At 58.0% G+C, this 23,474-nt stretch carries 13 protein-coding genes and 1 pseudogene; 7 read left to right on the top strand and 7 right to left on the bottom strand.

The features are described from left to right. Window position 1: 1 nt before the first annotated feature. The 4 genes from lldD to CRO87_RS07745 all read right to left on the bottom strand — a co-directional run bounded on the left by lldD (window position 2) and on the right by CRO87_RS07745 (window position 4,407). Window positions 2–1,189, bottom strand: coding sequence for an FMN-dependent L-lactate dehydrogenase LldD (gene lldD / locus CRO87_RS07760; RefSeq protein WP_097162362.1), 1,188 nt, complete (start codon window positions 1,187–1,189; stop codon window positions 2–4). Further along, window positions 1,189–1,956 (bottom strand): transcriptional regulator LldR, encoded by a 768-nt coding sequence (gene lldR, locus CRO87_RS07755; protein ID WP_097162361.1) that lies wholly within the window; start codon window positions 1,954–1,956, stop codon window positions 1,189–1,191. The genes lldD and lldR overlap by 1 nt, the downstream gene beginning before the upstream one ends. After that, window positions 1,953–3,608: an L-lactate permease gene (gene lldP, locus CRO87_RS07750; protein WP_097162360.1), complete on the bottom strand. Its 1,656-nt coding sequence runs from the start codon at window positions 3,606–3,608 to the stop codon at window positions 1,953–1,955. The genes lldR and lldP overlap by 4 nt, the downstream gene beginning before the upstream one ends. A gap of 436 nt (window positions 3,609–4,044) precedes the next feature. Continuing rightward, window positions 4,045–4,407 carry a YibL family ribosome-associated protein gene (locus CRO87_RS07745; RefSeq protein WP_097162509.1) on the bottom strand — a complete coding sequence of 121 codons (363 nt, stop codon included), beginning with the start codon at window positions 4,405–4,407 and terminating at the stop codon, window positions 4,045–4,047. A 272-nt stretch (window positions 4,408–4,679) separates the two neighbouring features. On the opposite strand from CRO87_RS07745, the gene CRO87_RS07740 reads away from it, so the two are divergent. Further along, entirely contained in the window at window positions 4,680–4,904 is a 225-nt protein-coding gene (locus CRO87_RS07740; protein ID WP_097162359.1) for a hypothetical protein, read from the top strand. A 5-nt stretch (window positions 4,905–4,909) separates the two neighbouring features. On the opposite strand, the gene mtlR is transcribed toward CRO87_RS07740, so the two are convergent. From mtlR to CRO87_RS07725, 3 genes are all read right to left on the bottom strand, one after another. Then, window positions 4,910–5,500, bottom strand: a complete 591-nt coding sequence (gene mtlR / locus CRO87_RS07735) for a mannitol operon repressor MtlR (RefSeq protein ID WP_097162508.1) — start codon at window positions 5,498–5,500, stop codon at window positions 4,910–4,912. Next, complete coding sequence (mtlD, locus tag CRO87_RS07730; protein ID WP_097162358.1) at window positions 5,500–6,648, bottom strand: mannitol-1-phosphate 5-dehydrogenase; 1,149 nt, start codon at window positions 6,646–6,648, stop codon at window positions 5,500–5,502. Before mtlD ends, mtlR begins: the two co-directional genes overlap by 1 nt. 103 nt (window positions 6,649–6,751) lie before the next feature. Then, window positions 6,752–8,674, bottom strand: a complete 1,923-nt coding sequence (locus CRO87_RS07725) for a PTS mannitol transporter subunit IICBA (protein ID WP_097162357.1) — start codon at window positions 8,672–8,674, stop codon at window positions 6,752–6,754. A gap of 534 nt (window positions 8,675–9,208) precedes the next feature. Between CRO87_RS07725 and CRO87_RS07720 the strand changes: the two genes are divergently transcribed. The 6 genes and pseudogenes from CRO87_RS07720 to CRO87_RS07695 all read left to right on the top strand — a co-directional run bounded on the left by CRO87_RS07720 (window position 9,209) and on the right by CRO87_RS07695 (window position 23,447). Further along, window positions 9,209–9,523 carry a DUF3302 domain-containing protein gene (locus CRO87_RS07720; RefSeq protein ID WP_097162356.1) on the top strand — a complete coding sequence of 105 codons (315 nt, stop codon included), beginning with the start codon at window positions 9,209–9,211 and terminating at the stop codon, window positions 9,521–9,523. 21 nt (window positions 9,524–9,544) lie between these two features. Continuing rightward, complete coding sequence (locus CRO87_RS07715) at window positions 9,545–10,681, top strand: HlyD family secretion protein (RefSeq protein WP_097162355.1); 1,137 nt, start codon at window positions 9,545–9,547, stop codon at window positions 10,679–10,681. A 61-nt stretch (window positions 10,682–10,742) separates the two neighbouring features. Beyond that, complete coding sequence (locus CRO87_RS07710; RefSeq protein WP_097162354.1) at window positions 10,743–11,351, top strand: glutathione S-transferase; 609 nt, start codon at window positions 10,743–10,745, stop codon at window positions 11,349–11,351. Between the two features lie 374 nt (window positions 11,352–11,725). Next, the gene (locus CRO87_RS07705) at window positions 11,726–13,387 is read left to right on the top strand and encodes a ShlB/FhaC/HecB family hemolysin secretion/activation protein (protein ID WP_097162353.1); all 1,662 of its coding nucleotides are present in this window, start codon (window positions 11,726–11,728) and stop codon (window positions 13,385–13,387) included. A 12-nt stretch (window positions 13,388–13,399) separates the two neighbouring features. Then, window positions 13,400–22,485: pseudogene (locus CRO87_RS07700) on the top strand (hemagglutinin repeat-containing protein); the annotation flags it as partial. Between the two features lie 647 nt (window positions 22,486–23,132). After that, entirely contained in the window at window positions 23,133–23,447 is a 315-nt protein-coding gene (locus tag CRO87_RS07695; protein WP_097162352.1) for a hypothetical protein, read from the top strand. Window positions 23,448–23,474 lie beyond the last annotated feature (27 nt).

Here is a 23,474-nt window from a genome sequence, read left to right as displayed (position 1 = left end):
GTTACGCAGCATCTCCACGAGCAACGGTCGCCAGCGCCGAGGCCAGATGCTTCACCTCCTGCACCAGCGAGTCCCGCGATATTCCCCCGATCGATTTCGCCCCGGTGAGCGTCATCGCCACCTTCATCTCTTTTTCAATCAGATTCAGCAGGTTGGTCACGCCCGCGCGACCGTGGGTTGCCAGCGCGTACAGATACGCCCGGCCCAGCAGCACGCTGTCTGCGCCCAGGGCAATCATGCGCACCACGTCGAGACCGTTGCGGATGCCGCTGTCGGCGAGGATGGCGATATCCCCTTTTACCGCATCGGCGATGGCTGGCAGCGCACGGGCGGAGGAGAGCACGCCGTCCAGCTGGCGGCCGCCGTGGTTGGACACCACAATGCCGTCTGCGCCAAAACGGACCGCGTCGCGTGCATCTTCCGGGTCGAGGATCCCTTTGATCACCATCGGGCCATCCCAGAATTCACGGATCCATTCGAGGTCTTTCCAGGAAATGGACGGATCGAAGTTGTTGGCCAGCCAGCCGATATAATCCTCAAGCCCCGTCGGCTTACCGAGATAGGTGGATATGTTGCCTAAATCGTGTGGACGCCCGTTCACGCCGACATCCCATGCCCACTGAGGATGCGTGACGGACTGCCAGTAGCGGCGCAGGGCGGCATTCGGGCCGCTCATCCCGGAATGGGCATCGCGATAGCGTGCGCCCGGCGTGGGCATATCCACCGTGAACACCAGCGTGGAGCAGCCCGCCGCTTTCGCACGCTCCAGCGCGTTGCGCATAAAACCGCGATCGCGAAGGACGTAGAGCTGGAACCACATCGGGCGCTTAATCGTCGGTGCGACTTCTTCAATCGGGCAAACGGATACGGTGGAGAGCGTAAACGGAATGCCTTTGGCATCCGCAGCCCCTGCCGCCTGCACTTCACCACGACGTGCGTACATGCCGCACAGCCCGACCGGCGCGAGCGCCACCGGCATGGAGAGCGTCTCATTGAACAGCTTCGTTTCGAGGCTCAGCTCAGACATGTTCTTCAGCACGCGCTGGCGCAGCGCCACCTCAGAAAGGTCGGCCACGTTGCGGCGCAGGGTATGTTCGCTGTACGCCCCGCCGTCGATATAGTGAAACAAAAACGGCGGCAGGATGCGCTGGGCTGCGGCGCGGTAGTCGCTGGCGGCTGAAATGATCATCAGTGGTTCTCCCTTGAATTATGGTCGCCGGGCAGGCGGGTGATCCGCGCCTGGCGGGCCCGGTCTTCATCAAACTGTTTAATGGTGGTGTGCACAAAGCCGAGGTGCGCCATCATCGCCTGGCGCGCCCCTTCGGCATCGCCCGCCAGAATGGTGTCCAGCACAGCCTGGTGCTGTTCGGTGAGCTTCGCGAAAACCGGCGGCACGAGGTACATCCGCTGGCGGCTCTGCTTCACGGAGGACTGCAGCAGGTCGAAGAAGCCGCGCATGGTCTGGAGCAGCACCACGTTATGCGAGGCTTCGGCGATGGCGAGGTGAAAGCGCACGTCGGCCTGTGAGGCTAAATCAGGGTCATCGCTCAGCGTCGCTTCAAAGCAGAGGCGGATTTTCTCTTTATCGGCTTCGGTGGCGCGCAAAGCCGCGTGCCAGGCGGTGCTGGCCTCGATGGCGTGGCGGGCTTCGAGAATATCGAAGCTGTAGTCCGGGTCATCGGCGAGCAGGCTTTTCAGCGGCTGAACGATGTTTTGCTCCGACCAGGGCTCGTGCTGCCATCGCACGAAGGTCCCGCCGCCGCGACGGCTTACCAGCAGCCCTTCGCTCACCAGTTTCGCCAGCGCTTCCCGCAGTGAGTTGCGGGAAACACCGAGCTGTTGGGCGAGCTGGCGCTCGGCGGGGAGCCGCATCCCCGCCTCCAGCCCTTGTTCTTCAATCAGCGTCCGCACACGGGTTGCCACCTCGTCTGCCAGGCGCCGGGGTGTCACTATCATGGGATCATCCAGGTTAAGACGTAGGCCTGAAGTGTCGTAATCACGCCTACCATGCAGGTGAAAATCAGGCTGTGTTTGACCGTGAAGCGGAACAGGTCCGACTCTTTGCCGACCAGCCCCACCGCCGCGCAGGCAATGGCGATGGACTGCGGCGAAATCATTTTCCCGGTTACGCCGCCGGTGGTATTCGCGGCAACCAGCAGCACGTCCGACACGCCAATCTGCTGGGCGGCCGTCGCCTGAAGGGCGGCAAACAGCGCGTTCGATGAGGTATCAGACCCGGTCAGGAACACGCCAAGCCAGCCGAGGAACGGCGAGAAGAACGGGAAGGCGCTGCCGGTGTGCGACAGGGCCAGCGCCAGGGTGGATGACAGCCCGGAATAGTTAGAGATAAACGCGAACGCCAGCACCATGCCGATGGAGTAAATCGGCAGCGCTAAATCTTTCAGCGTGTGGCCGAAGGTGACGACAGCGTCTTTTGGCTTCATGCGCAGCCAGACGATGGAGAGCAGGGCGGCGAACAGAATGGCGGTGCCAGTGGCGGAGAACCAGTCGAATTTATACACCGCCGCATAAGGCGTGGCTTCGTGAACGACCGGCGGCATGCGGGCGACCAGTTTGTCGAGGAACGGCACGGAGACGTTGATCACCCAGTCGTACAGCGCGCCGCCCGGGGCGAACAGCGCTTTAAACGGCGGCACGCTCCACAGGGTGACGGTGGCGGTCAGGAACAGGAACGGCGACCAGGCACGGACTATCTGCCCTGCGGTGTATTTCGTGCGCGCCAGCGTCATGTCGACCTGAGATGCGCCCACGTCGCCGAAGCGGAAAATGCGCACTGGCTGCCAGCGCTTGAGGAACAGCGTCAGGCACACCAGCGACACCAGCGAGGAGATGATGTCCGGCAGCTCAGGGCCGATAAAGTTGGAGCTGAGGTACTGGGCGATGGCGAACGATCCGCCCGCCACCATCACCGCAGGCCAGGTCTCTTTCACGCCGCGCCAGCCGTCCATAATCGCCATGATCCAGAACAGCACGATGATGGTCAGGAACGGCAACTGGCGGCCAACCATCTGGCCGATTTCAAAGCTGTCGAGGCCCGTAACCTGCCCTGCGACCAGGATCGGAATGCCCATCGCGCCAAACGCGACCGGAGCCGTGTTCACAATCAGGCACAGGCCTGCGGCATACAGCGGGTTAAACCCAAGGCCGACCAGCAGCGCCGCGGTGATGGCGACAGGTGCGCCAAAGCCCGCAGCCCCTTCCAGAAACGCACCGAAGGAGAAGCCGACAATCAGCATTTGCAGACGCTGGTCCGGCGTTATCGACAGGATCGACGAGCGGATGATGTCGAACTGGCCTGTCTTCACCGAAATTTTGTAGACGAAAACGGCGGCGATGATTATCCAGGCGATGGGCCACAACCCGTAGAAGAAGCCATAGACGACCGAGGCCAGCGCGCGATCTACCGGCATTTTGTAGAACAGCAGCGCGACAACCAACGCAATGGCGACGGTGTAACTGGCAGCGACATAGCCTTTCAGCTTCAGCTTAATCAGCGCGTAGAAGAAAAAAATGATCGGCAGCGCAGCAATCAGGCTCGACAGCCAGATATTGCCCGCAGGGTCGTAGTTTTGTTGCCAGAGGTTCATGCAGGTCTCCAGAGAACCACTGCGCGAGGAGGCAGGTGAATCTGCGTTCAGCTCTGCGTCACACGTTATGTAAAAGTGGTCCTGCCAATATTGTGATGTGAGGGTAATGCCAACGAATGGTTAATCATATGTTGCAGTTAAGCAATGCGTATGTTTCGCGAGATGTGGGTTCTGTGAAGGAGGGTACAAATCAGGTTGGAATTGGTATGGCCAATTTGATGGTGGCAATCTGTGCCCCTCACCCTAACCCTCTCCCCAAAGGGGCGAGGGAACTGAATGGTGCGGCGTTAAACCTTCAGCGCAGGAGGAATAGGGTGTTAAATTCCTTAAAGGAGCGCGGAACAAAAACGGGATCGGGGATTGAGTCGGGCAGGTATTTCTCCCTCTCCCCTTTGGGGAGAGGGCCGGGGTGAGGGGAGTTTATCTCCAGCGAAAATCAGAACTCGGTCTTCGCAAAACCCGTCATCTCTGTCAGGCCCATTTCACGGCCCAGGGCGGTCATCGGGTGAACCACCACGAGGCCACGAACGGATTTCTTCAGCTTGCCCATATCCGCCTGCTCTTTCTTGGTGATGGCGCGGCGGAACGGCAGGTTGGCCAGCTTCTGCGCTTCTTTGCTCAGCTTCTGGCCATGCACTTCGCGCAGGCGGGCGATTTCGGTTTCCAGCGTCTCTTTCTCTTTTTCCAGCTCGGCGTACTTCTCGGCGTCGTCGACCAGGGAAAGGGTTGGCTGCTGGTGGCGGATCAAATCGAGGCGGTCGCTCAGGCGTTTGATTTCGTTCTTTTCGATTTCTTTCATGATTGCGGCTTTAGTCAGTAAAAGGGGTTCAATGCCCAATAGTATGCGCGGTGAGCGCCGTTCCTGATAGTTAATTATCGTCATTTGCACGCTTGCGCTGAGGTTTAATGCGCACGCATTATGCATAATATATTGAAAAATATGTTTATTTTATAAAGTGTCTGCGCGATCGCATTTTGGGCGATTAACCCGACAAAAAAGCACATTTTCCCCAACGGTCGTGAGAGGGTTTGGCCAGGCTTGAAGGAGACAACCGTAAAGGAGGTGGTGAGATGGCTAAGATGGGCGAGAACGTACCGAGGATTGTCGATAAAGCGGTGGATTTTATGGCCTCCAGCCAGGCGTTTATGGAGTACCTGAAAAAATCCCCGCGCATTAACCGAATCCCTGAACAAATTCCGGAGGAAAAAGCGGCACTGTTTCGTGAACGACTGGACTATTACAGGAACCTGTATAAACCCATGTGCGAGCAGGAAGAGAGCGAAAGCGAGAGCTGAGCGAGTTACTTCTGAAAGGCTTTTTTCAGGCTGATCCGTGAAATCAGCTCTGTGAGGGAAAGCACCATCGTCGAGCGCACCATCTGCTGATAGCGCTGCTTTTGCATGGCATAGAATTCGGCGTCGCTGGTGTCAAACACAGGCTGCGGTGGCAGGGCGCTCACGCAGTGCAGTTCGCCAAACGGGCCGAGGATTTCGTCGTCGGTGAAGGCGTATTCACTGCCGTCGTGATTTAGCTCTTCGCGCAGGGCCATCAGCAGTTCAGCGTCTTCGTATTCCGCACGGCTTATCACGCCAAGGCCATAGATAAGCTTCAGGCGTACCGACAGATCGCCCAGCGGACCTTCGCCGTCCAGCAACGGTTCCACTGCGTATTTCACCGCGTAATCGTCTTTGCGGAAGACCTGAAGCACCAGCATGTTTACCGCCTCGGTTAACAGCTCGACGGCGGCGATCAGGAAGCTTCGTACGGTTTTGCCAGCATTCAGACGCTCAAGCACACGGTTTTCAAAGGCTTGCGTTTGTTCCATTATGGCCTGCATATCTGACAATCTTTTGTTGAGGTGCTGCTCTAAGAGCAGCACCGGGTCCTGCATCATGCGCTCGCTTTATAGGCCGCAACTGCCTGAGCGACCACGTCGCTGTTGGCATCCAGTCCGGAGACCTGCGCCAGGGCGGCCTGTGGGCCTTTCTCGTCGATAAGCGCGGCCAGCTCCTGCGCCTGTGGATCCTGCTCGCTGCGATAGTGCATCGCGCTGGCAATGCCTTTCACCAGGTTGCCGTGCGGCAGGCCGTATTCCAGCGTGCCGAGCAGCGGCTTAATCAGTCTGTCGCCCGCGCTCAGCTTACGCAGCGGCTGACGGCCCACGCGCTCAACGTCATCTTTCAGATACGGGTTCTCAAAGCGACCGAGGATTTTCTGGATGTAGGCGGCGTGTTTATCGGCATCAAAACCGTAACGCTTAATCAGCACCGCGCCGCTCTCGTCCATTGCGCCTTTGACGACCGCACGGATTTTTTCATCGAGAATGGCATCGCGAATGGTCTGATGACCTGCCTGCTTACCGAGGTAGGCGGTTATAGCATGCCCGGTGTTCAGGGTGAAGAGCTTGCGTTCCACAAATGCCATCAGGTTATCAGTTAATTCCATTCCAGGAATATTCGGCAGGGCGCCTTTGAACTGGGTTTTGTCGACAATCCACTCGCTGAAGGTTTCCACGGTCACTTCCAGCGGATCGTTGGTGGCGGATTCTGACGGTGGCACGATGCGGTCCACGGCGGAATCGACGAAGCCCACGTGTTCAGCGACCCAGGCTTTATCTTCTGCTGCCAGTGCGGCTTCAACGTGGCCTTTCAGCTGCGTGGTGCCGCGCACCATGTTTTCACAGGCGATGATATTCAGCGGCGCGTTGTTGCCTGCGGCTTTGCGCTTTGCCAGGCCTTTGGCAATCGCCGGAGCGATGCGCTCAAGAACCACAGGGCCCACGGCGGTGGTCACCAGATCCACCTGGGCAATCAAATCAACCACATCGTCGCCGATGCTGCTGACCGCGTTCACGCCGGAGACGGTTTCCACCTGCTCGTTTTCACCCACCACATGCACCTGATAGCTATGACGTGCATTCAGGGCATCCAGCACCACCTGGTTCACATCGGCGAACGTCAGCGTAATGCCGGCATCAGCCAGCAGTTTGCCGATAAAGCCACGTCCGATATTACCTGCGCCAAAATGTAATGCTTTCATAATCTTAACCTTCATCAATGTTTTTACCCGAGAGGGCTCGGGTGAGGGACTGCGCGTGGTTCCCCTCACCGGAACCCTCTCCCTTTCGGGAGAGGGGGAGAACTTAGGCTGCTTTGTTACCCGAAATCAGGGCCAGCACTTCAGCCACGCTGTTGGTGGTGGCCAGACGCTCGATAACGGATTCGTCATCCAGCGCGTTGGTCAGGCTGGTGATAACGTGGATGTGCTCGTTGTTACGGGCGGCGATACCAATCACCAGGCGGGCAATGTCGTCCGGCTCATCGCCAAACTTCACGCCATCCGGGTACTGGCAGAATACCACGCCGGTTTTCAGCACACGGTCTTTCGCTTCGATGGTGCCGTGCGGAACCGCGATGGACTCACCCAGGTAAGTCGGGGTCAGTTTTTCACGCTCCAGCATTGCTTCCACGTACTCAGGCTCAACGTAGCCACCTTTCACCAACTGCTCACCGGCAAAGCGAATCGCTTCTTCTTTGCTGAAGGCTTTACAGCCGAGGAAGATGTTTTCCGCACCCAGTTTGAACAGGTGGCTGTCGTCCTGCTCGAAGCTGCCCTGCAGGGTTTCACGCACTTTGACTTCGTTATCTTCGTGACGCTGCGCCGCCACCAGACGCTCGGTCAGGCTGGTGTAGAGACCGCTGTCGAGGAAGTTGGTCAGCGAAATGTGCTGGGCCTGTGGCACCTGGCGCATTGCACGTTCGGTCAGATCGCGGTGAGTAATGACCAGGTCTACGTCCGGCGGCAGGTTGTTAATTGCGCTGTTGGTCACGGAGATGTTGCTGAGACCCGCATCCGCCACTTTCTTACGCAGCACGCCTGCACCCATTGCGCTGGAACCCATACCGGCGTCGCAGGCAACGATGATTTTACGCACGTGGCTCAGGTCGTTGGTTACGTCACCCGCGGTCAGCGGAGTGGCTGCGCCTTTGGATTCCGCTTTCATGTCATGCATACGACGGGTTGCCGCTTCGATGTCGTCTTCTTCTTTCACTTTGCTGGTTTTCAGCAGGATAGCCGATACAACGAAGGAGACTGCCATTGCTGCCACGATAGCCGCGATGTTAGCGAAGTACGCACCTTTTGGCGTCATTGCCAGTACCGCCAGGATAGAACCCGGGGATGCCGGAGAAACCAGGCCGCCGTTGAGGATAGTCAGGGTGAACACGCCAGTCATACCGCCGAGGATTACGGCCAGGATCAGACGTGGGTTCATCAGCACGTACGGGAAGTAAATTTCGTGGATACCGCCCAGGAAGTGGATGATAGCCGCCCCGCCCGCAGACTGCTTCGCACTGCCGCGACCGAAGAACATGTACGCCAGCAGGACGCCCATGCCCGGACCCGGGTTGGCTTCAATCAGGAAGAAGATAGACTTACCGATTTCATGGGACTGCTGAATACCCAGCGGTGAGAAGATACCGTGGTTGATGGCGTTGTTGAGGAACAGGATTTTCGCCGGTTCAACAAAGATAGACGCCAGCGGCAGCATGTCATGGACAACCATGAAGTTAACGCCCGCAGCCAGCAGCTTCGACAGCACTTCAACCGCAGGGCCAATGCCGAGGAACGCCAGAATGGCGAGGATCATCCCGATGATACCGGCGGAGAAGTTGTTCACCAGCATTTCGAAACCGGACTTGATCTTACCGTCTACCCAGACGTCGAAGCGTTTAATCGCCCAGCCGCCCAGAGGACCGGCGATCATCGCGCCGAGGAACATCGGCATATCCGCGCCGACGATAACGCCCATGGTGGTAATCGCACCGACCACGCCACCGCGGTCACCGCCAACCAGACGACCACCGGTATAACCGATAAGCAGCGGCAGCAGATAAGTGATCATTGGGCCAACAAGCTTCGCCAGCGTTTCGTTTGGCATCCATCCTGTTGGAATAAATAATGCGGTAATGATACCCCACGCGATAAACGCGCCGATGTTTGGCATCACCATGTTGCTGAGGAAGCGACCAAAGCTTTGCACCTTGATCTTGAAATCGGATGACATAACAACACCCCTTCTTATGTGTTTGCTGACGCGCGGGAAGTTAGCCCGAGGTTTCTTGTTAATTGGCGGCAGAGTAAGCCGGACCCTGTTGATGATGCGAAATCTGGCACTGAATCGATAAACTGTCCAGTCAGCGCCCCTTGGTGTGATCTGTGTCACGCTAATATAGGGTGGTAAGCCGTAATTGAAGTGATCTGTGTCACATAATTGCTGTGTAAAAAAAGTACTAAGCGCAAAAAATCACCCTGAGCGGGCTGTTAATGTGATGTTAATCACATTTTGCGGTGTCTGATTTGTTCCTGATGTGTGATGTTTATCACAAGAAATTTTTCACCCCTTGTCAGCGGATGTGATCCAGCGCGCGCTTTGCCCTAAGCCTGGTGTCGCTGTAACTGAATGACAAAGCGACGAATAAATAACCGACGCTGTCATAGCAAGAATAGCAAAGCCTGATTATGCTTGAGTGACAGTGGGCGAAGCGGTTCCCACCTGAAGGCAACTTCCCTATCCTGATGAGCGTAATAAGAGGCAGCTATGTTTCTTAACTACTTTGCGCTGGGCGTACTGATCTTCGTCTTTTTGATTATCTTCTACGGGATCATCATCCTCCATGATATTCCCTACCTCATTGCGAAATCCCGTAATCATCCGCATGCCGATGCCATTCACGTTGCGGGCTGGGTCAGCCTGTTCACGCTGCACGTCATCTGGCCGTTTCTGTGGATCTGGGCCACGCTCTACCAGCCCGAACGAGGCTGGGGGATGCAGCAGGCGCAAAACGACACGCTGGCCGATTTGAAGCGGCGTGTGGCAGCTCTTGAGGCCCTTGAGCAAGAGAACAAGCAGTAGCACCCGCCGCGGAGGCCGACTATGGATTTGCTCATCATTTTGACCTACGTCGCGCTGGCGTGGGCGGTGTTTAAGATCTTCCGTATCCCCGTCAATAAGTGGAGCGTGCCAACGGCCGCGCTAGGCGGCGTGTTTCTGGTGGGCGCGCTGATCCTCGGGATGAACTACAACCATCCCTATACCTTTACGGCGCAAAAAGCCGTGATTTCCATCCCTCTGACGCCGCAGGTGACGGGGGTTGTCAGTGAAGTGACTGACAAACAGAACAGGCTAATTAAGAAAGGCGAGGTGCTGTTTAAGATAGACCCGACCCGCTACCAGGCTCGCGTTGACCGACTGAAGGCTGACCTGGTGACCACCACGCATAACGTTGACGTGATGAAGGCGCAACTCCAGGAAGCCATCGCCAATACCAGCCGCGTCTCTGCCGAGCGCGACAGGCTGTACAAAGACTATCAGCGTTATCTTCAGGGCAGCCGGGCGAAAGTGAACCCTTTCTCTGAAAGCGATATCGACAATGCCCGGCAGAACTATCTGGCGCAGGATGCGCAGGTCAGGGCATCGGTGGCCGATCAGGCGCAGGTGCAGAGCCAGCTCGACAGCATGCAAAACGGCGAGCAGTCGCAAATTGCCAGCCTTCGGGCGCAGCTGGCGGAAGCCAATTACAACCTCGACCAGACCGTTATTCGGGCTCCGAGTAATGGGTATGTGACGCAGGTGCTGATCCGCCCTGGCACCTACGCCGCCGCGCTGCCCCTGCGGCCAGTGATGGTGTTTATCCCTGAACAGAAACGGCAAATCATCGCCCAGTTCCGCCAGAATTCACTCCTGCGTCTGACGGCAGGCGATGAGGCGGAGGTGGTGTTCAGCGCGCTGCCTGGCGAAGTGTTCTCAGGCAAGCTGACAAGCATTTTACCGGTGGTGCCTGGCGGCACCTATCAGGCCCAGGGCCAGCTACAGTCGCTCACTATCCAGCCGGGCACAGACGGCGTGCTGGCGGTTATTGAGCTTCAGCCGAATGAGCAGGTGGATGCGCTGCCGGATGGCATCTTCGCGCAGGTGGCGGTCTATTCCGATCACTTCCACCACCTCTCTATCATGCGTAAGGTGCTGCTGCGCATGACCAGCTGGATGCACTATCTCTACCTCGATCATTAACCTGAATTTTTAAGTCGCCTGCGCCATACTCATACTTTTGCGAAAGATGAGGGAGCAGGCGATGAAACTGATTGGCAGCTATACCAGCCCGTTTGTGCGCAAGATTTCGGTGATTCTGATGGAGAAAGGGATCGCCTTCGAGTTTATCAATGAGATGCCTTACAACGCTGAAAACGGCGTGGCGCAGTACAACCCACTTGGCAAAGTGCCTGCGCTGGTCACCGACGACGGTGAATGCTGGTACGATTCGCCGATTATTGCGCAATACATTGAGCAGCTGGATATCGCCCCGGCGATGGTGCCGCAGGATGCCAAAGCCGCGCTGCATATGCGCCAGCTGGAGTCGCTGGCCGACGGCATCATGGATGCCGGGCTGGTGTCCGTGCGAGAGCAGGCGCGCCCGGCCGCGCAGCAATCCCCCGATGAACTCCTGCGCCAGCGCGAGAAAATCAGCCGTGGTCTGGATGCGCTGGAGGCTTTTGCAGCCGACGGCACTCTCAAGGCCGATGAACTAAACCTGGCAACCATAGCGACTGCCTGCGCGGTGGGCTACCTCAATTTCCGCCATGTTTCACCGGGCTGGTGCGCTACTCGCCCGCATCTGGTGAAGCTGGTGGAAACCCTGTTCCAGCGCGACAGCTTTGCCCGCACAGAGCCGCCAAAAGCGTAGGCCGAGACTTCCCTCTCTCACCGGGAGAGGGAGTAAACTGGACTCCGAACATTTTTACCGTGAATGTATTTACTGGTTATTATAACCTTGGTTTATTAATAACTGACGCGCTGAAAAATATATCCTTCCTGCCTGCAGGTCCTTTAATCTCTCTTTTTTGATTTTTTCTGACGGATTGTTTTGTCCGTCCGGGGCTTTTTATTCTCTTATTCCAAATACTCATTCTAAAAATCTTAAAACGATCGCGTAACAGGCTGAGTGAGTGCTTATTTAAATCAGAGAAGGCTGTTCCCAGGCTTGTCTAAATGTGTTGAAATACGCCAGAATTGTAAAAAAACAAAAACCGCATAATAAAATAAATAACAGGATTCAGGATGAAAGCGCTTCGCCTGCTGGGAGCCTTATTGGCCATCAGCCAGCCCGTTTTTGCAGCTCCTCTGTCACCTGCCGACAGAAACAGTATTGAGCAACAGCAACAGCAATTATTGCGACAGAACCAGCAGCAGCGAGAATCGCTGGAGCGCGCTACGCCCCTGGCCCGCCCGGCAGCGCCCCCTCAGACTGCTTCGCCTTCCGGCCCCTGCTTTATCATCAATCATATTCTGCTGGATGGGGCGACGCTTATCGACGAACGCCAGCGGCAAAAAATTGTGCAGCCCTGGCAGGGGCAGTGCCTGGATATGGCGCGTATTAACGAACTCACTAATAACGTTTCCGACTGGTACATCAGCAGAGGATATATCACCAGCCGCGCTTTTCTGACCGAGCAGGATTTACGCTCCGGGGAATTACATTTAGCGATTCTCGAAGGCAAGCTTGAGAATATTCGCATGGAAGGGGCGCCCGGACGTGAGCTGAATATGGTATTTCCGGGATTGCGCGGGAAAATTCTTAATCTGCGCGATATAGAACAAGGCATGGAGCAAATTAACCGTACGCGTACCACGCCGGTCCAGATTGAAATATTGCCAGGCGAGAAACAGGGCTGGTCCGTGGTGAATCTTACTGCCACCCCGGAGTTCCCGCTTTCGGCATCAGTCAGCTTCGACAACAGTGGGCAAAAGAGCACCGGCGTCGGGCAAATCAACAGCGGGCTGACCGGCAACAACCTGCTTGGCCTCGCCGACAGCTGGTTTGTCAGCGGCGGGCGCAGCAGCGCGTTTTCACATTCAAAAGATGCACAGAACTTTGCCGCAGGCGTCAGCGTGCCCTACGGATACAGCCTGCTGGACTACAGCTACAGCTGGAACAACTATCTCAGCACGATCGATAACAACGGTTATCTCTGGCGCTCAAGCGGCGATACCGAAACGCACCGCGTCAATCTCTCGCATGTGCTGTTCCGCAACGGCGATATCAAAACGGGCGTCTCCGTTGGCCTTAGCCACCGCATCAACCGTAACTATCTCGACGACGTTCTGCTGCAAAGCAGCAGCCGCAAACTCACCAGCCTGCTGTTTGGCCTCAACCACACCCAGAAAATGCTCGGCGGCGTGGCAACCTTTAACCCGACCTTCAGCCGCGGCATGCCGTGGTTTGATGCGGAAAGTGACGGCAATAAAAACGGCGAGCTGCCAAAAGCGCAGTTCCGCAAATGGAGCCTCAACGCCAGCTTCCAGCGCCCGGTGGCGGAAAACCTGTGGTGGCTGGCGAGCGCCTACGGCCAGTGGACGCCGGACCGCCTCTACGGCAGCGAGCGCATGACCCTCGGCGGTGAAAGCTCGGTGCGCGGGTTTAAAGAACAAAGCCTCTCCGGCGACAACGGCGCCTACTGGCGCAACGAGCTCAACTACACGTTGTTCACTCTGCCGCTGATTGGTCAGGTCAGCGCGCTGGCGGCCCTGGACGGCGGCTGGCTGCACTCCGACCGCCTGGATCCCTATTCCGCGGGCACCCTTTGGGGCACCGCCGCCGGGCTCAGCACCGCCAACGGTCATGTTTCCAGCTCGTTTACCGTTGGGCTACCTCTGGTTTATCCGGACTGGCTCGGCCCGGATCACGTCAGCATTTACTACCGCGTTGCCGTCGCGTTTTAAAGGACTATCACCATGCATCAGCCTCCCGTTCGCTTAACTTACCGTCTGCTTAGCTACCTGGTCAGCGCCCTGATCGCCGGGCAACCCATGCTGCCTGCCGTTGCGGCAGTGGTTACCCCGCAGGGTAAAACCGGCATGGACAAAGCCGCCAACGGCGTGCCGGTCGTGAACATTGCCACGCCGAACGGGGCGGGGATTTCGCATAACCAGTTCAAAGACTACAACGTCGGCAAAGAGGGGCTGATCCTCAACAACGCCACCGGCAAGCTGAACCAGACTCAGCTCGGCGGGCTGATTAACGGCAACGCCAGCCTGAAGGCGGGCCAGGAAGCGAAGGGCATCATTAACGAAGTGACCGGCGGCAACCGCTCACAGCTGCAGGGTTACACCGAAGTGGCGGGCAAAGCGGCGAACGTGATGGTGGCGAACCCCTACGGCATCACCTGTAACGGCTGCGGGTTTATCAACACCCCGCAGGCCACGCTGACGACGGGCAAACCCGTCTTTGACGCCAGCGGCAATTTGCAGGCGCTGGACGTGAAAAAAGGCAGCATCACCATTGAGGGGCAAGGGATTGATGCCAGCAACAGCGACGCGCTGTCGATCATTTCCCGCGCAACCGAAGTGAATGCTGCCATTCACGCCAAAGACCTGAAGGTTATCGCCGGGGCCAACCGCGTCGGTGCGGATGGCAGCGTAACGGCGCAGCAGGGCGAAGGGGCCGCACCATCAGTTGCGGTCGATACCGGCGCGCTCGGCGGGATGTACGCCAACCGCATCCGACTGGTCTCCAGCGAAAAAGGCGTCGGGGTGAACCTCGGCGACCTGAACGCCCGCCAGGGGGACATTACCCTGGATGCGAACGGCAAACTCGTCGTCCATAACAGCCTCGCCAGCGGAGCGCTTTCCGCGAAAGGGGAAAGCATCGCCCTGACCGGCGATCACAAAGCCAGCGGCAACCTGACGCTCAACAGCCAGGGCGACATGACGCTGAGCAACGGCTCGCTGAACAGCGACGGCGATGTGGTGCTGAACGCCAACGGCAAAATTTCGCATGCGAATGAAAAGCTGACCGCCGGACGTGATGCGACGCTTACCGCGAAAAACATCAGCCAGGATGCTGCCAGCCAGATCAACGCCGCGCGGGATATCGCGGCAAAAGCCAGCGATAAACTGACCACACAAGGGCAGATGACCGCCGGGCAGAACCTGACGGTGAGCGCCACAACCCTGACGCAAGACGGCAAACTGCTGGCGAAGAACAGCGCTAAGCTGAATGCCAACACGCTGAACAACAGTGGCTCCGTGCAGGGTGGTTCCGTCACGCTCGGCAGTACAACGCTCAACAACAGCGGTTCACTGCTGAGCGGCGGCAGCCTGGCCGTCAATGCCAAAGACTTCACCCAAAGCGGCAGCACGGGCGCGAAGGGCAAAGCGGACATCACCGCCAGCGGGAAGCTGACCAACAGCGGCTCGCTGGTGAGCGATGATGCGCTCACGCTAAAGGCACAGGACGTGGCGCAGAACGGCACGCTTTCCGGCGGCAAAGGGCTGACGGTGAATGCGCAGACGCTGACCTCCGGCAAAAACTCCGTGACCCACAGCGACGCCGCTATGGCGCTGAATACCACCACGGCGACGCTGGATGGGGAAACCAGCGCGGGTGGCGATCTTCAGATTCAGGCTGACAAGCTGAGCACAGCGGCGACAGCAAGCTTCAGAGCGGCAACACTCTCAGCCTCACCGCGCGGGAAGCGACGCTGGCAGGCACGCAGGCGGCACAGAAGGCGATGACGGTTAACGCCCGCGAGAAGCTCAGTCACAGCGGTAAAAGCAGCGCCGCATCGCTCAGCCTCAACGCGCCGGAGCTGACCAACAGCGGCGTGCTGGTGGCTTCTTCCCTCAACACGCAATCAAAAACGCTGACTAACAGCGGGCTGATGCAGGGCGACAGCGCCCTGCTGATCGACACACAAAAGCTCGATAACCAACAGAACGGCACCCTCTACAGCGCCGCGAATCTGACGCTGGCGATCCCGGACATCCACAACGGCGGGCTTATCACCAGCGACAACGGCCTGGAGCTGAATGCCAACACGCTGAGCAACCCCGGCAAAATCACCGCGAATATGTTGCACGTCAAAGCGACCACGCTCAACAGTGATGGATTGTTGCAGGGAACAGAAGCGCTGACGCTGGCGGGTGACTCGCTCTCGCAGGGCGCTAACGGACGCTGGCTGACGGCGGGCGATCTCGCCCTCAATGCGAAAACGCTGAATACCGCAGGCACCACTCAGGGCCAGAACCTGACCACTCAGGCAGACAGCTGGACCAATGGCGGCTCCGTGCTGGCCACTGGCAATTTCGACGCCACGCTCGGCAGCTCGCTGCTCAATAACGGTGAGCTGATGAGCCAGGGCCGCTTCGGCCTGAACGCGCCGACGCTGACCAACCACGGCAGCATGCTTTCGGCAGGCGAGCTGGCGCTCACTGGCACCACCTTCACCAGCGACGGCACGCTGCAAGGCGACACGCTTTGGTTGCAACAGAACAGCATCGACAACAAAGGCACGATGATTGGCCTGAACGGCCTGACGTTGAACAGCACAGGCGCGCTCACCAACAGTGGCGACCTGCTGAGCCAGAAATCACTGACGCTGAGCGCGGGAGGCGTGACCAACAGCGGACGGCTCCAGGGCCAGAACATCACCTTAGACGGCAGCAGCCTGAACAACAGCGGTGCGATTCAGAGCGCGCTGGATTTAGCCCTGACCCTGAGCGGCGACGTGATTGCCGCCACCGGCAGCAAAATCACCGCGCTCGGCGATGCCCAACTTTCAGGGAAAGCGCTGAGTAACCAGGGATTAATCAGTGCGAAAACGCTGGATGTGAAGGGTGATTCGCTCAGCAACGGCGGCGAAATCAGCGGCGTTAACAGCCTGAACGTAACCCTCAATGGCAACCTGCAACAGCAGGGCAAAATGCTGACCGGCGGCGCGTTGAACATCAAAGCCAAAGACATCAGCAACAGCGGGCAGATGCAGGGCGCTAACACCCAACTCAACGCCAGCTCGCTCACCAACAGCGGGCGCGTGCAGGGCGACAGCGATCTTACGCTCACCCTGCTGAATGCCCTGACCAACCAGGCCAGCGGCGTGCTGCTCAGCCAGAACGCGTTGAGCCTGACCGCGCCTGTGTTGACCAACGACGGCACCATCCAGGGCAACGGCAAAACCACGCTCAGCGCGGCAACGCAGGCCCGCAACGGCGGCAAAATTCTCTCCGGCGGTGACCTGACGTTCACCACGCCAGACTATCTCGGCAGCGGCTGGCTGCAGGCCACCAACCTGGTGCTGAACGTGGCGAAGCTTGCCAGCAGCGGCACCGTGATGGCGGCGAACCAGACCACGCTCACCGGCAGCACGTTCAACAACGGCGGCACTTTCCAGGCCGCACAGCTGGCCGTGAACGCACAAAACGTAACCAACAGCGGCACGCTGCTCGGCAATCAGGGGCTGACGCTCAAAGGGAACAGCCTCAATAACGCGGGCGGGAAGGTGTTCAGCGGCGGCGACATGCTCGCCGAAATGGTCTCGCTCAGCGGCGCAGGCCAGCTGGTGGCGCTCGGCAACCTGACGCTGAAGCTCACCAATAGCTTCACCACCCAGGGTGTTATTGCCGCCAACAAACAGCTCGCCATCAGCAGCCAGGGCGACATCACCAACGGCAGTACCCTGCAGGGCAACGGCATCACGCTGAGCGCCGCAGGCAAGCTCATCAACAACGGTCAGCTGACCGCTGGCAGCGGCACTACTGCACTCAGCGGCAGCCAGATTGCGATGAACGCCAGCGGCAGCCTGCAGGCGGGCGGTGACGTCAGCCTGACAAGCCAGGGCAACATCACTCTCGACGGCTTTACCGGCACCGCGGGCAGCCTGGCGCTGACGGCCGGAGCCTCAATCGTTAACACCGCGCTGCTCTACGCGGGCAACAACCTCTCGCTGTTCGCCAACAGCATCCAGAACCTGCGCGGCGACATGCTGGCGGGCAACAACCTGGTGATGCAGAAAAACGCCAGCGGCGCGGCGAACGCCGAGGTGATCAATACGTCGGGGAATATCGAAACGACGAACGGCGATATCACCATTAAGACCGGGCATTTGCTGAATACGCGGGATGGGTTGACGACATCCAACCAGACGATTAACAACCCGTCGACAATCTCCGGCCTGGGTAACGCCACGATTGATATCGCGATTTCTCAGCTGGAGGACGGTACCTACGGGAAATACGTCAGTCGCTACCCATCCTATAACTGCACTGGCGTCGCAAACACTCACTGCAGGTTGAACGAGGGCTCTACGGCCTACGGCATGCACGCCGACTCAACAGAACAGAAATATGCCATCAGCCAGACGGTGACCACCGTTTCGGCTGATGGCGGCGTGGCAGGCATTCGATCAGGGAAAAATCTTTCAATCGCCGCAGGGCAGCTGGATAACAATGCCAGCTTAATTCTCGCTAATGGTGATGTATCGCTCACCGGCACGACCCTTTCAAACCAGTCCTGGCAGAACTCAACGTCCTCGGAATACTGGAAATATGTCTATCAGGGGCCGATCGGCTATGCCGATCCAAATGGCATCATCACTGCAAATGTTGAAGAAGTCGGGGGAGTGATGCTGCCTAACCCTGATTCGGACAAAATCCGTTTCGTGCTGGATGGCAAAACCACCGAAACTGAACTTGGCGATATCTACCGCTCGGTTATCCAGGCTGGCGGCACTGTTAAAGCTACCTTCACTAGCGATATTAGCAACACCAATACCACTGCCAGCGCGGGCAAAATCAGCAACACCATCGTTGCCCCGAGCCTGAATGCGCCGTCGGCGCAGAACATCGGTGGCGGTGCGAGCCAGCAGGCGCTGGCGGATGCCGGAACCCAGGCCATCACCAGTCCGGACTGGAAAGACACCACCGCCAGCCAGGCTATCGGCGGCGGCACGGGGCTGGCTCCAGGCGGCATGGATGGTAACTATCCCCTGCCTTCCGGCAACAACGGCTATTTTGTGCCGTCGACCGATCCGGACAGCCCGTATCTAATCACCGTTAACCCAAAACTCGATGGCCTCGGCCAACTCGATCCGTCGCTGTTTGGCGATCTGTATAAGCTGCTGGGCATGAACCCGGGCGCGGCCCCGCGCGAGACGGGCAGCCAGTACACCGACATGAATCAGTTCCTCGGCTCGTCGTATATGCTGGACCGCCTCAGCCTGAACCCGGAGAAAGACTACCGCTTCCTCGGCGATGCGGCGTTTGATACCCGCTATGTGTCGAACACCGTGCTGAACCAGACCGGAACGCGCTACATCAACGGCCTCGGCTCCGATCTCGACCAGATGCGCTACCTGATGGACAACGCCGCCGACGCGCAGAGTTCGCTCGGCCTGAAGTTTGGCGTGGCGCTGACGGCGGACCAGGTGGCGGCGCTCGACCACAGCATTCTGTGGTATGAAACCGCGACCATTAACGGCCAGACCGTGATGGTGCCGAAACTGTATCTGTCGCCAAAAGATGTGACGGTGCAGAGCGGCAGCGTGATCGGCGGCAACAACGTGCAGCTGGCGGGCGGCAACGTCACCAACAGCGGCAGCTCGTTGCTGGCGCTGAACGGGCTTGCCATCGACAGCAGCAACAGCCTCAGCAACCTCAATGCAGGGCTTATCAAGGCGGGCGGCGCGCTTGACCTGAGCGCGCTGGGCGATATCAACAACATTGGCTCGTCCATCAGCGGCAAAACCGTCCAGCTGGAAAGCACGGGCGGCAGCATCAACAACATCACCCAGACGCAGCAGTGGAGCGTGGGCGACGACAGCCGTCGTGGAAACGTCCACGTCAGCGGCACCGACGTCGGGCAAACCGCCTCTATCAGCGCCAGCGATGGTCTATACATGGCGGCGGCAAACGACATCAACATCACCGGGGCGAAAGTTGCGGCAGGCGGCGACCTCGCGATGGGCGCAGGCAATAACATCAATATCGCCGCCAATCAGATTACCGACAGCAGCAGCCACTCCGGCTTCCGGGGCCAAAAAGACACCGGTTCATCGTCCACCTCAAATCAGGGCAGCAGCATCACGGCGGGCGGCAACGCGGTGATGCAGGCGGGCAACGACCTGAACGTGACGGCGAGCGCCATTGACGCAGGCAAAACCACGCAGCTGGTGGCAGGCAATGACCTGAACCTGAATGCCGCGGGCAACGGACAGACCAGCCGCACGGGCGGCAGTGAAAGCCATCAGAGCAGCGCAGACAGAACCACCGTTTCAGCAGGCGACAACGTGACGCTGGTCGCCGGGCGGGACATTACCAGCCAGGCGGCAGGCATCGCGGCGGAAGGGAATGTCGGCATCCAGGCCGGACGTGATGTGAATCTGCTGGCGGAAGAGTCCGTGACCGGCAGCAGCTCACACTCGAAAAAGAAAACCATTATCGACGAATCCGTGCGCCAGCAGGGCACCGAAATTGCTAGCGGCGGCAACACCACGATTATCGCCGGGCGTGACGTGAACAGCGAAGCGGCACAGGTGACCGCCAGCGGCGATATCGGCGTGGCGGCAGGCCGTGACGTGAACCTGACCACGGCGACGGAAAGCAACTATCACTACAAGGAAGAGACGAAGACCAAGAAAGGGTTCCTCAGCAAGAAAACGACCCACACCATTGAAGAAGACAGCGCGACCCGTGAAGCAGGCACCCTGCTTTCCGGCGATAACGTTACCGTGCAGGCGGGCAACAACCTGCTGGTGAAAGGCTCCTCCGTGGTGGGCGATAACACCGTGGCGCTGGGCGCGGGCAACAACGTCGATATCGTGGCGGCCACCAACACCGATTCCTCCTGGCGCTTTAAGGAAGAGAAAAAGAGCGGCCTGATGGGCACCGGCGGTATCGGCATCACCGTCGGCAGCAGCAAATCCACCCATGACCTGCGTGAAGCGGGCACCACGCAAAGCCAGAGCTTCAGCACCGTCGGCTCTACGGGCGGTGACGTGGTTATCGCCGCGGGTAACCAGGCGCATATTGGCGGCGCAGACCTGATTGCCGGGAAGGACATGAGCCTCAGCGGCAGCAGCGTCATTATCGACCCGGGCCACGACAAGCGCACCCGCGATGAAACCTTCGAGCAGAAGAAAAGCGGGCTGACGCTGGCGCTTTCGGGCACCGTCGGCAGCGCGATTAACAATGCCGTCACGTCGGCACAGGACACCAAAGAGGAGAGCGACGGGCGCCTGAAGGCATTGCAGGCGACCAAAACGGTGCTGTCCGGCATACAGGCCGGGCAGGCGGCGGACATGGCTAACACCACGGCCGACCCGAACGCGATGGGCGTCAGCCTCTCGCTGACCACGCAGAAATCCAAATCGCAGCAGCATGCCGAAAGCGATGCGGTGGCGGGCAGCACCCTGAATGCGGGCAACAACCTTTCCATCACTGCGAACGGAAAAGGCAAAGGCCCGAACAGCGGCGATATCGTGATTGCCGGAAGCCAGCTGAAAGCGGGCGGCGACACGCTGCTGGACGCGAAGAACGACGTCATTCTCAGCGGGGCCGCCAACACCCAGCAGACCAGCGGCAAGAACAGCAGCAGCGGCGGCGGTATCGGCGTGAGTATTGGTGCGGGCGGTGGCAGCGCAGGTATCAGCGTGTTTGCCAACGTCAACGCGGCAAAAGGCAAAGACAAAGGCAACGGCACCGACTGGACTGAAACCACGATAGACAGCGGCAAAACCGTCACCATCAAGAGCGGGAACGACACCGTGCTCAATGGGGCGCAGGTCAACGGCAATAAAATTGTCGCCGATGTGGGTCATGACCTGCTGATGAGCAGCCAGCAGGACACCAACAAATACGACAGTAAGCAGACCAGCGTGGCGGCGGGCGGCAGCTTCACCTTCGGCAGTATGACGGGCTCCGGCTACATCTCTGCCTCCCAGGACAAGATGAAGAGCCGTTTCGACTCCGTTGCCGAACAAACCGGAATGTTCGCCGGGGATGGCGGTTTCGATATCACCGTCGGCAACCACACCCAGCTTGATGGCGCAGTCATTGCTTCCACGGCCACGGCGGATAAAAACAGCCTCGATACCGGCACGCTGGGCTTCACGGATATCCATAACGAAGCGGATTTCAAAACCCAGCACACCGGCATCAGCATCAGCGGTGCGGGCAGCTTCGGCGACCAGTTCAAGGGCAACATGCCGGGTGGAATGATTTCGGTGGCGGGCAACAGCGGTCATGCGGAAGGCACCACGCAGGCGGCTGTGGCTAATGGCACCATCACCATCCGCGACAAGGACAATCAGAAGCAGGACGTGGCGAACCTGAGCCGCGACACCGAGCATGCCAACGACAGCATCAGCCCGATCTTCGACAAGGAGAAAGAGCAGAACCGCCTGAAGGAAATTGGGATGATCAGCGATATTGGCGGCCAGGTGGCGGATATTGCCCGGACGCAGGGCGAGCTGAATGCGCTGAAGAAAGCTCAGAGTGAGTCGAAGACTGTGTTGCCCGCCAATGCTACAGAAAAAGAGCGGCAGGATTATCTGGCTGGTCTTCGTAACTCGCAGGCCTACAAAGATGAAATGCAGAAGTACGGCACCGGCAGCGACATTCAGCGCGGTATCCAGGCAGCAACGGCAGCACTTCAGGGCCTGGCGGGTGGGAATATTGCTGGCGCACTGGCAGGGGCTTCGGCACCGGAGCTGGCACACTTGCTGAAGAAACCTACGGAAGATAATGCAGCCGTTAACGCTATCGCTCATGCCATTCTCGGTGGTGCGGTTGCAGCCATTCAGGGGAACAGCGCAGCGGCTGGGGCGGCAGGAGCTGCATCGGGTGAGTTGATTGCCAGAGCCATCGCGGGAATTTATTACCCGGGTGTGAAAATGTCAGAACTGACGGAAGATCAGAAGCAAACTATCAGTTCGCTGGCGAGCATCTCAGCAGGTATCGCAGGCGGGCTTGCGGGTGGAGATACTGCGGGTGCGGCGACCGGGGCTGCGGCTGGGAAGAATTCGAGTGAAAATAATGCACTGAGTCCTAATGACTTCGGGAAAGGGATGGCGGACTACGGCCAGTCGGTTCAGTCCTATGTGAAATACGCACAGGACAATAATCTACCACCTGAGCAGGTGCAGGCCGGACTGGCGCAGATGGTGAAAGGTGACCTGCCGGAAAGCGCAGATATTATCAAAGCCATCTTGAGCAATAATCCTGGTTCAGATACCGTAATGGCGCTGTTATCAGCTGAAGATGCGAAGGATTACGCGCTGGCGCTGTTGACATCCATCCCGGCAGAAAAGGCCTTATTGCTGGTAGGTAAAGGCCTTAAGGTTATAGATAACAAAATTCTGATTAGTGCAGCGGAGAAAATATCGACGGCCAAGCCGGGCAAACAATCAGCAATGCCAAGGGATCTGAATGAACAAATAGTGTGGAAGCATGTGCAGGAAAACCCTGCAGCAGGTGAGGTCCTGCCAGGAATGAATAATGATCCTCGTTTCCCTACAAGTGCAGGATTCCAAAAAATGCAGGTGGTCCAAAAAAATTCTAAAGGTGAATCAATCACTATCCATTATCAGTACAACTCTACTACAGGTAAAGCCTACGATATGAAAATTGATACACCTCAGCGGGTTAACGCTAACCCGGCAGATGTATTCGAAAATATTAAAGGGCAGGTAAAATGAAAATACAAGAGAACGATGGAACCATAGTGGATGTGTTCGCCATATATTGGCTTGGAAGCGAAACCCTTTTTTTAGGGTTGCCTAAGAACTACGGTGGTTTGATCGCCTATAAGGAAAAAAATGTTCAAGTTATTGATTCTACATTGCATGGTGCGTTTGAATATTTTTCCACACATATAAATGGAATATATCATTGGGCTTTAATAAAAGAGAAGTTGCTTGATGATATATTGGAGCGTGATGATGTTGCGTATAATCGTTTTCTGGAGATCCTGAAAGCAGAAGGTCATATAGATCCAGACTTCTGTTAGCCATTAAACATCCCGCCCTATCCGGGC

Source organism: Enterobacter sp. CC120223-11, from assembly GCF_900215375.1.
GTDB lineage: Bacteria > Pseudomonadota > Gammaproteobacteria > Enterobacterales > Enterobacteriaceae > Scandinavium.
Note: the sequence above shows the minus strand (reverse complement) of the source record. Positions and strands in the feature narration are given on the sequence as shown.

Coding starts and splice junctions, on each gene's coding strand:
- lldD (WP_097162362.1), bottom strand. CDS start 1,189: ATGATCATTTCAGCCGCCAGCGACTACCGCGCCGCAGCCCAGCGCATC.
- lldR (WP_097162361.1), bottom strand. CDS start 1,956: ATGATAGTGACACCCCGGCGCCTGGCAGACGAGGTGGCAACCCGTGTG.
- lldP (WP_097162360.1), bottom strand. CDS start 3,608: ATGAACCTCTGGCAACAAAACTACGACCCTGCGGGCAATATCTGGCTG.
- CRO87_RS07745 (WP_097162509.1), bottom strand. CDS start 4,407: ATGAAAGAAATCGAAAAGAACGAAATCAAACGCCTGAGCGACCGCCTC.
- CRO87_RS07740 (WP_097162359.1), top strand. CDS start 4,680: ATGGCTAAGATGGGCGAGAACGTACCGAGGATTGTCGATAAAGCGGTG.
- mtlR (WP_097162508.1), bottom strand. CDS start 5,500: ATGCAGGACCCGGTGCTGCTCTTAGAGCAGCACCTCAACAAAAGATTG.
- mtlD (WP_097162358.1), bottom strand. CDS start 6,648: ATGAAAGCATTACATTTTGGCGCAGGTAATATCGGACGTGGCTTTATC.
- CRO87_RS07725 (WP_097162357.1), bottom strand. CDS start 8,674: ATGTCATCCGATTTCAAGATCAAGGTGCAAAGCTTTGGTCGCTTCCTC.
- CRO87_RS07720 (WP_097162356.1), top strand. CDS start 9,209: ATGTTTCTTAACTACTTTGCGCTGGGCGTACTGATCTTCGTCTTTTTG.
- CRO87_RS07715 (WP_097162355.1), top strand. CDS start 9,545: ATGGATTTGCTCATCATTTTGACCTACGTCGCGCTGGCGTGGGCGGTG.
- CRO87_RS07710 (WP_097162354.1), top strand. CDS start 10,743: ATGAAACTGATTGGCAGCTATACCAGCCCGTTTGTGCGCAAGATTTCG.
- CRO87_RS07705 (WP_097162353.1), top strand. CDS start 11,726: ATGAAAGCGCTTCGCCTGCTGGGAGCCTTATTGGCCATCAGCCAGCCC.
- CRO87_RS07695 (WP_097162352.1), top strand. CDS start 23,133: ATGAAAATACAAGAGAACGATGGAACCATAGTGGATGTGTTCGCCATA.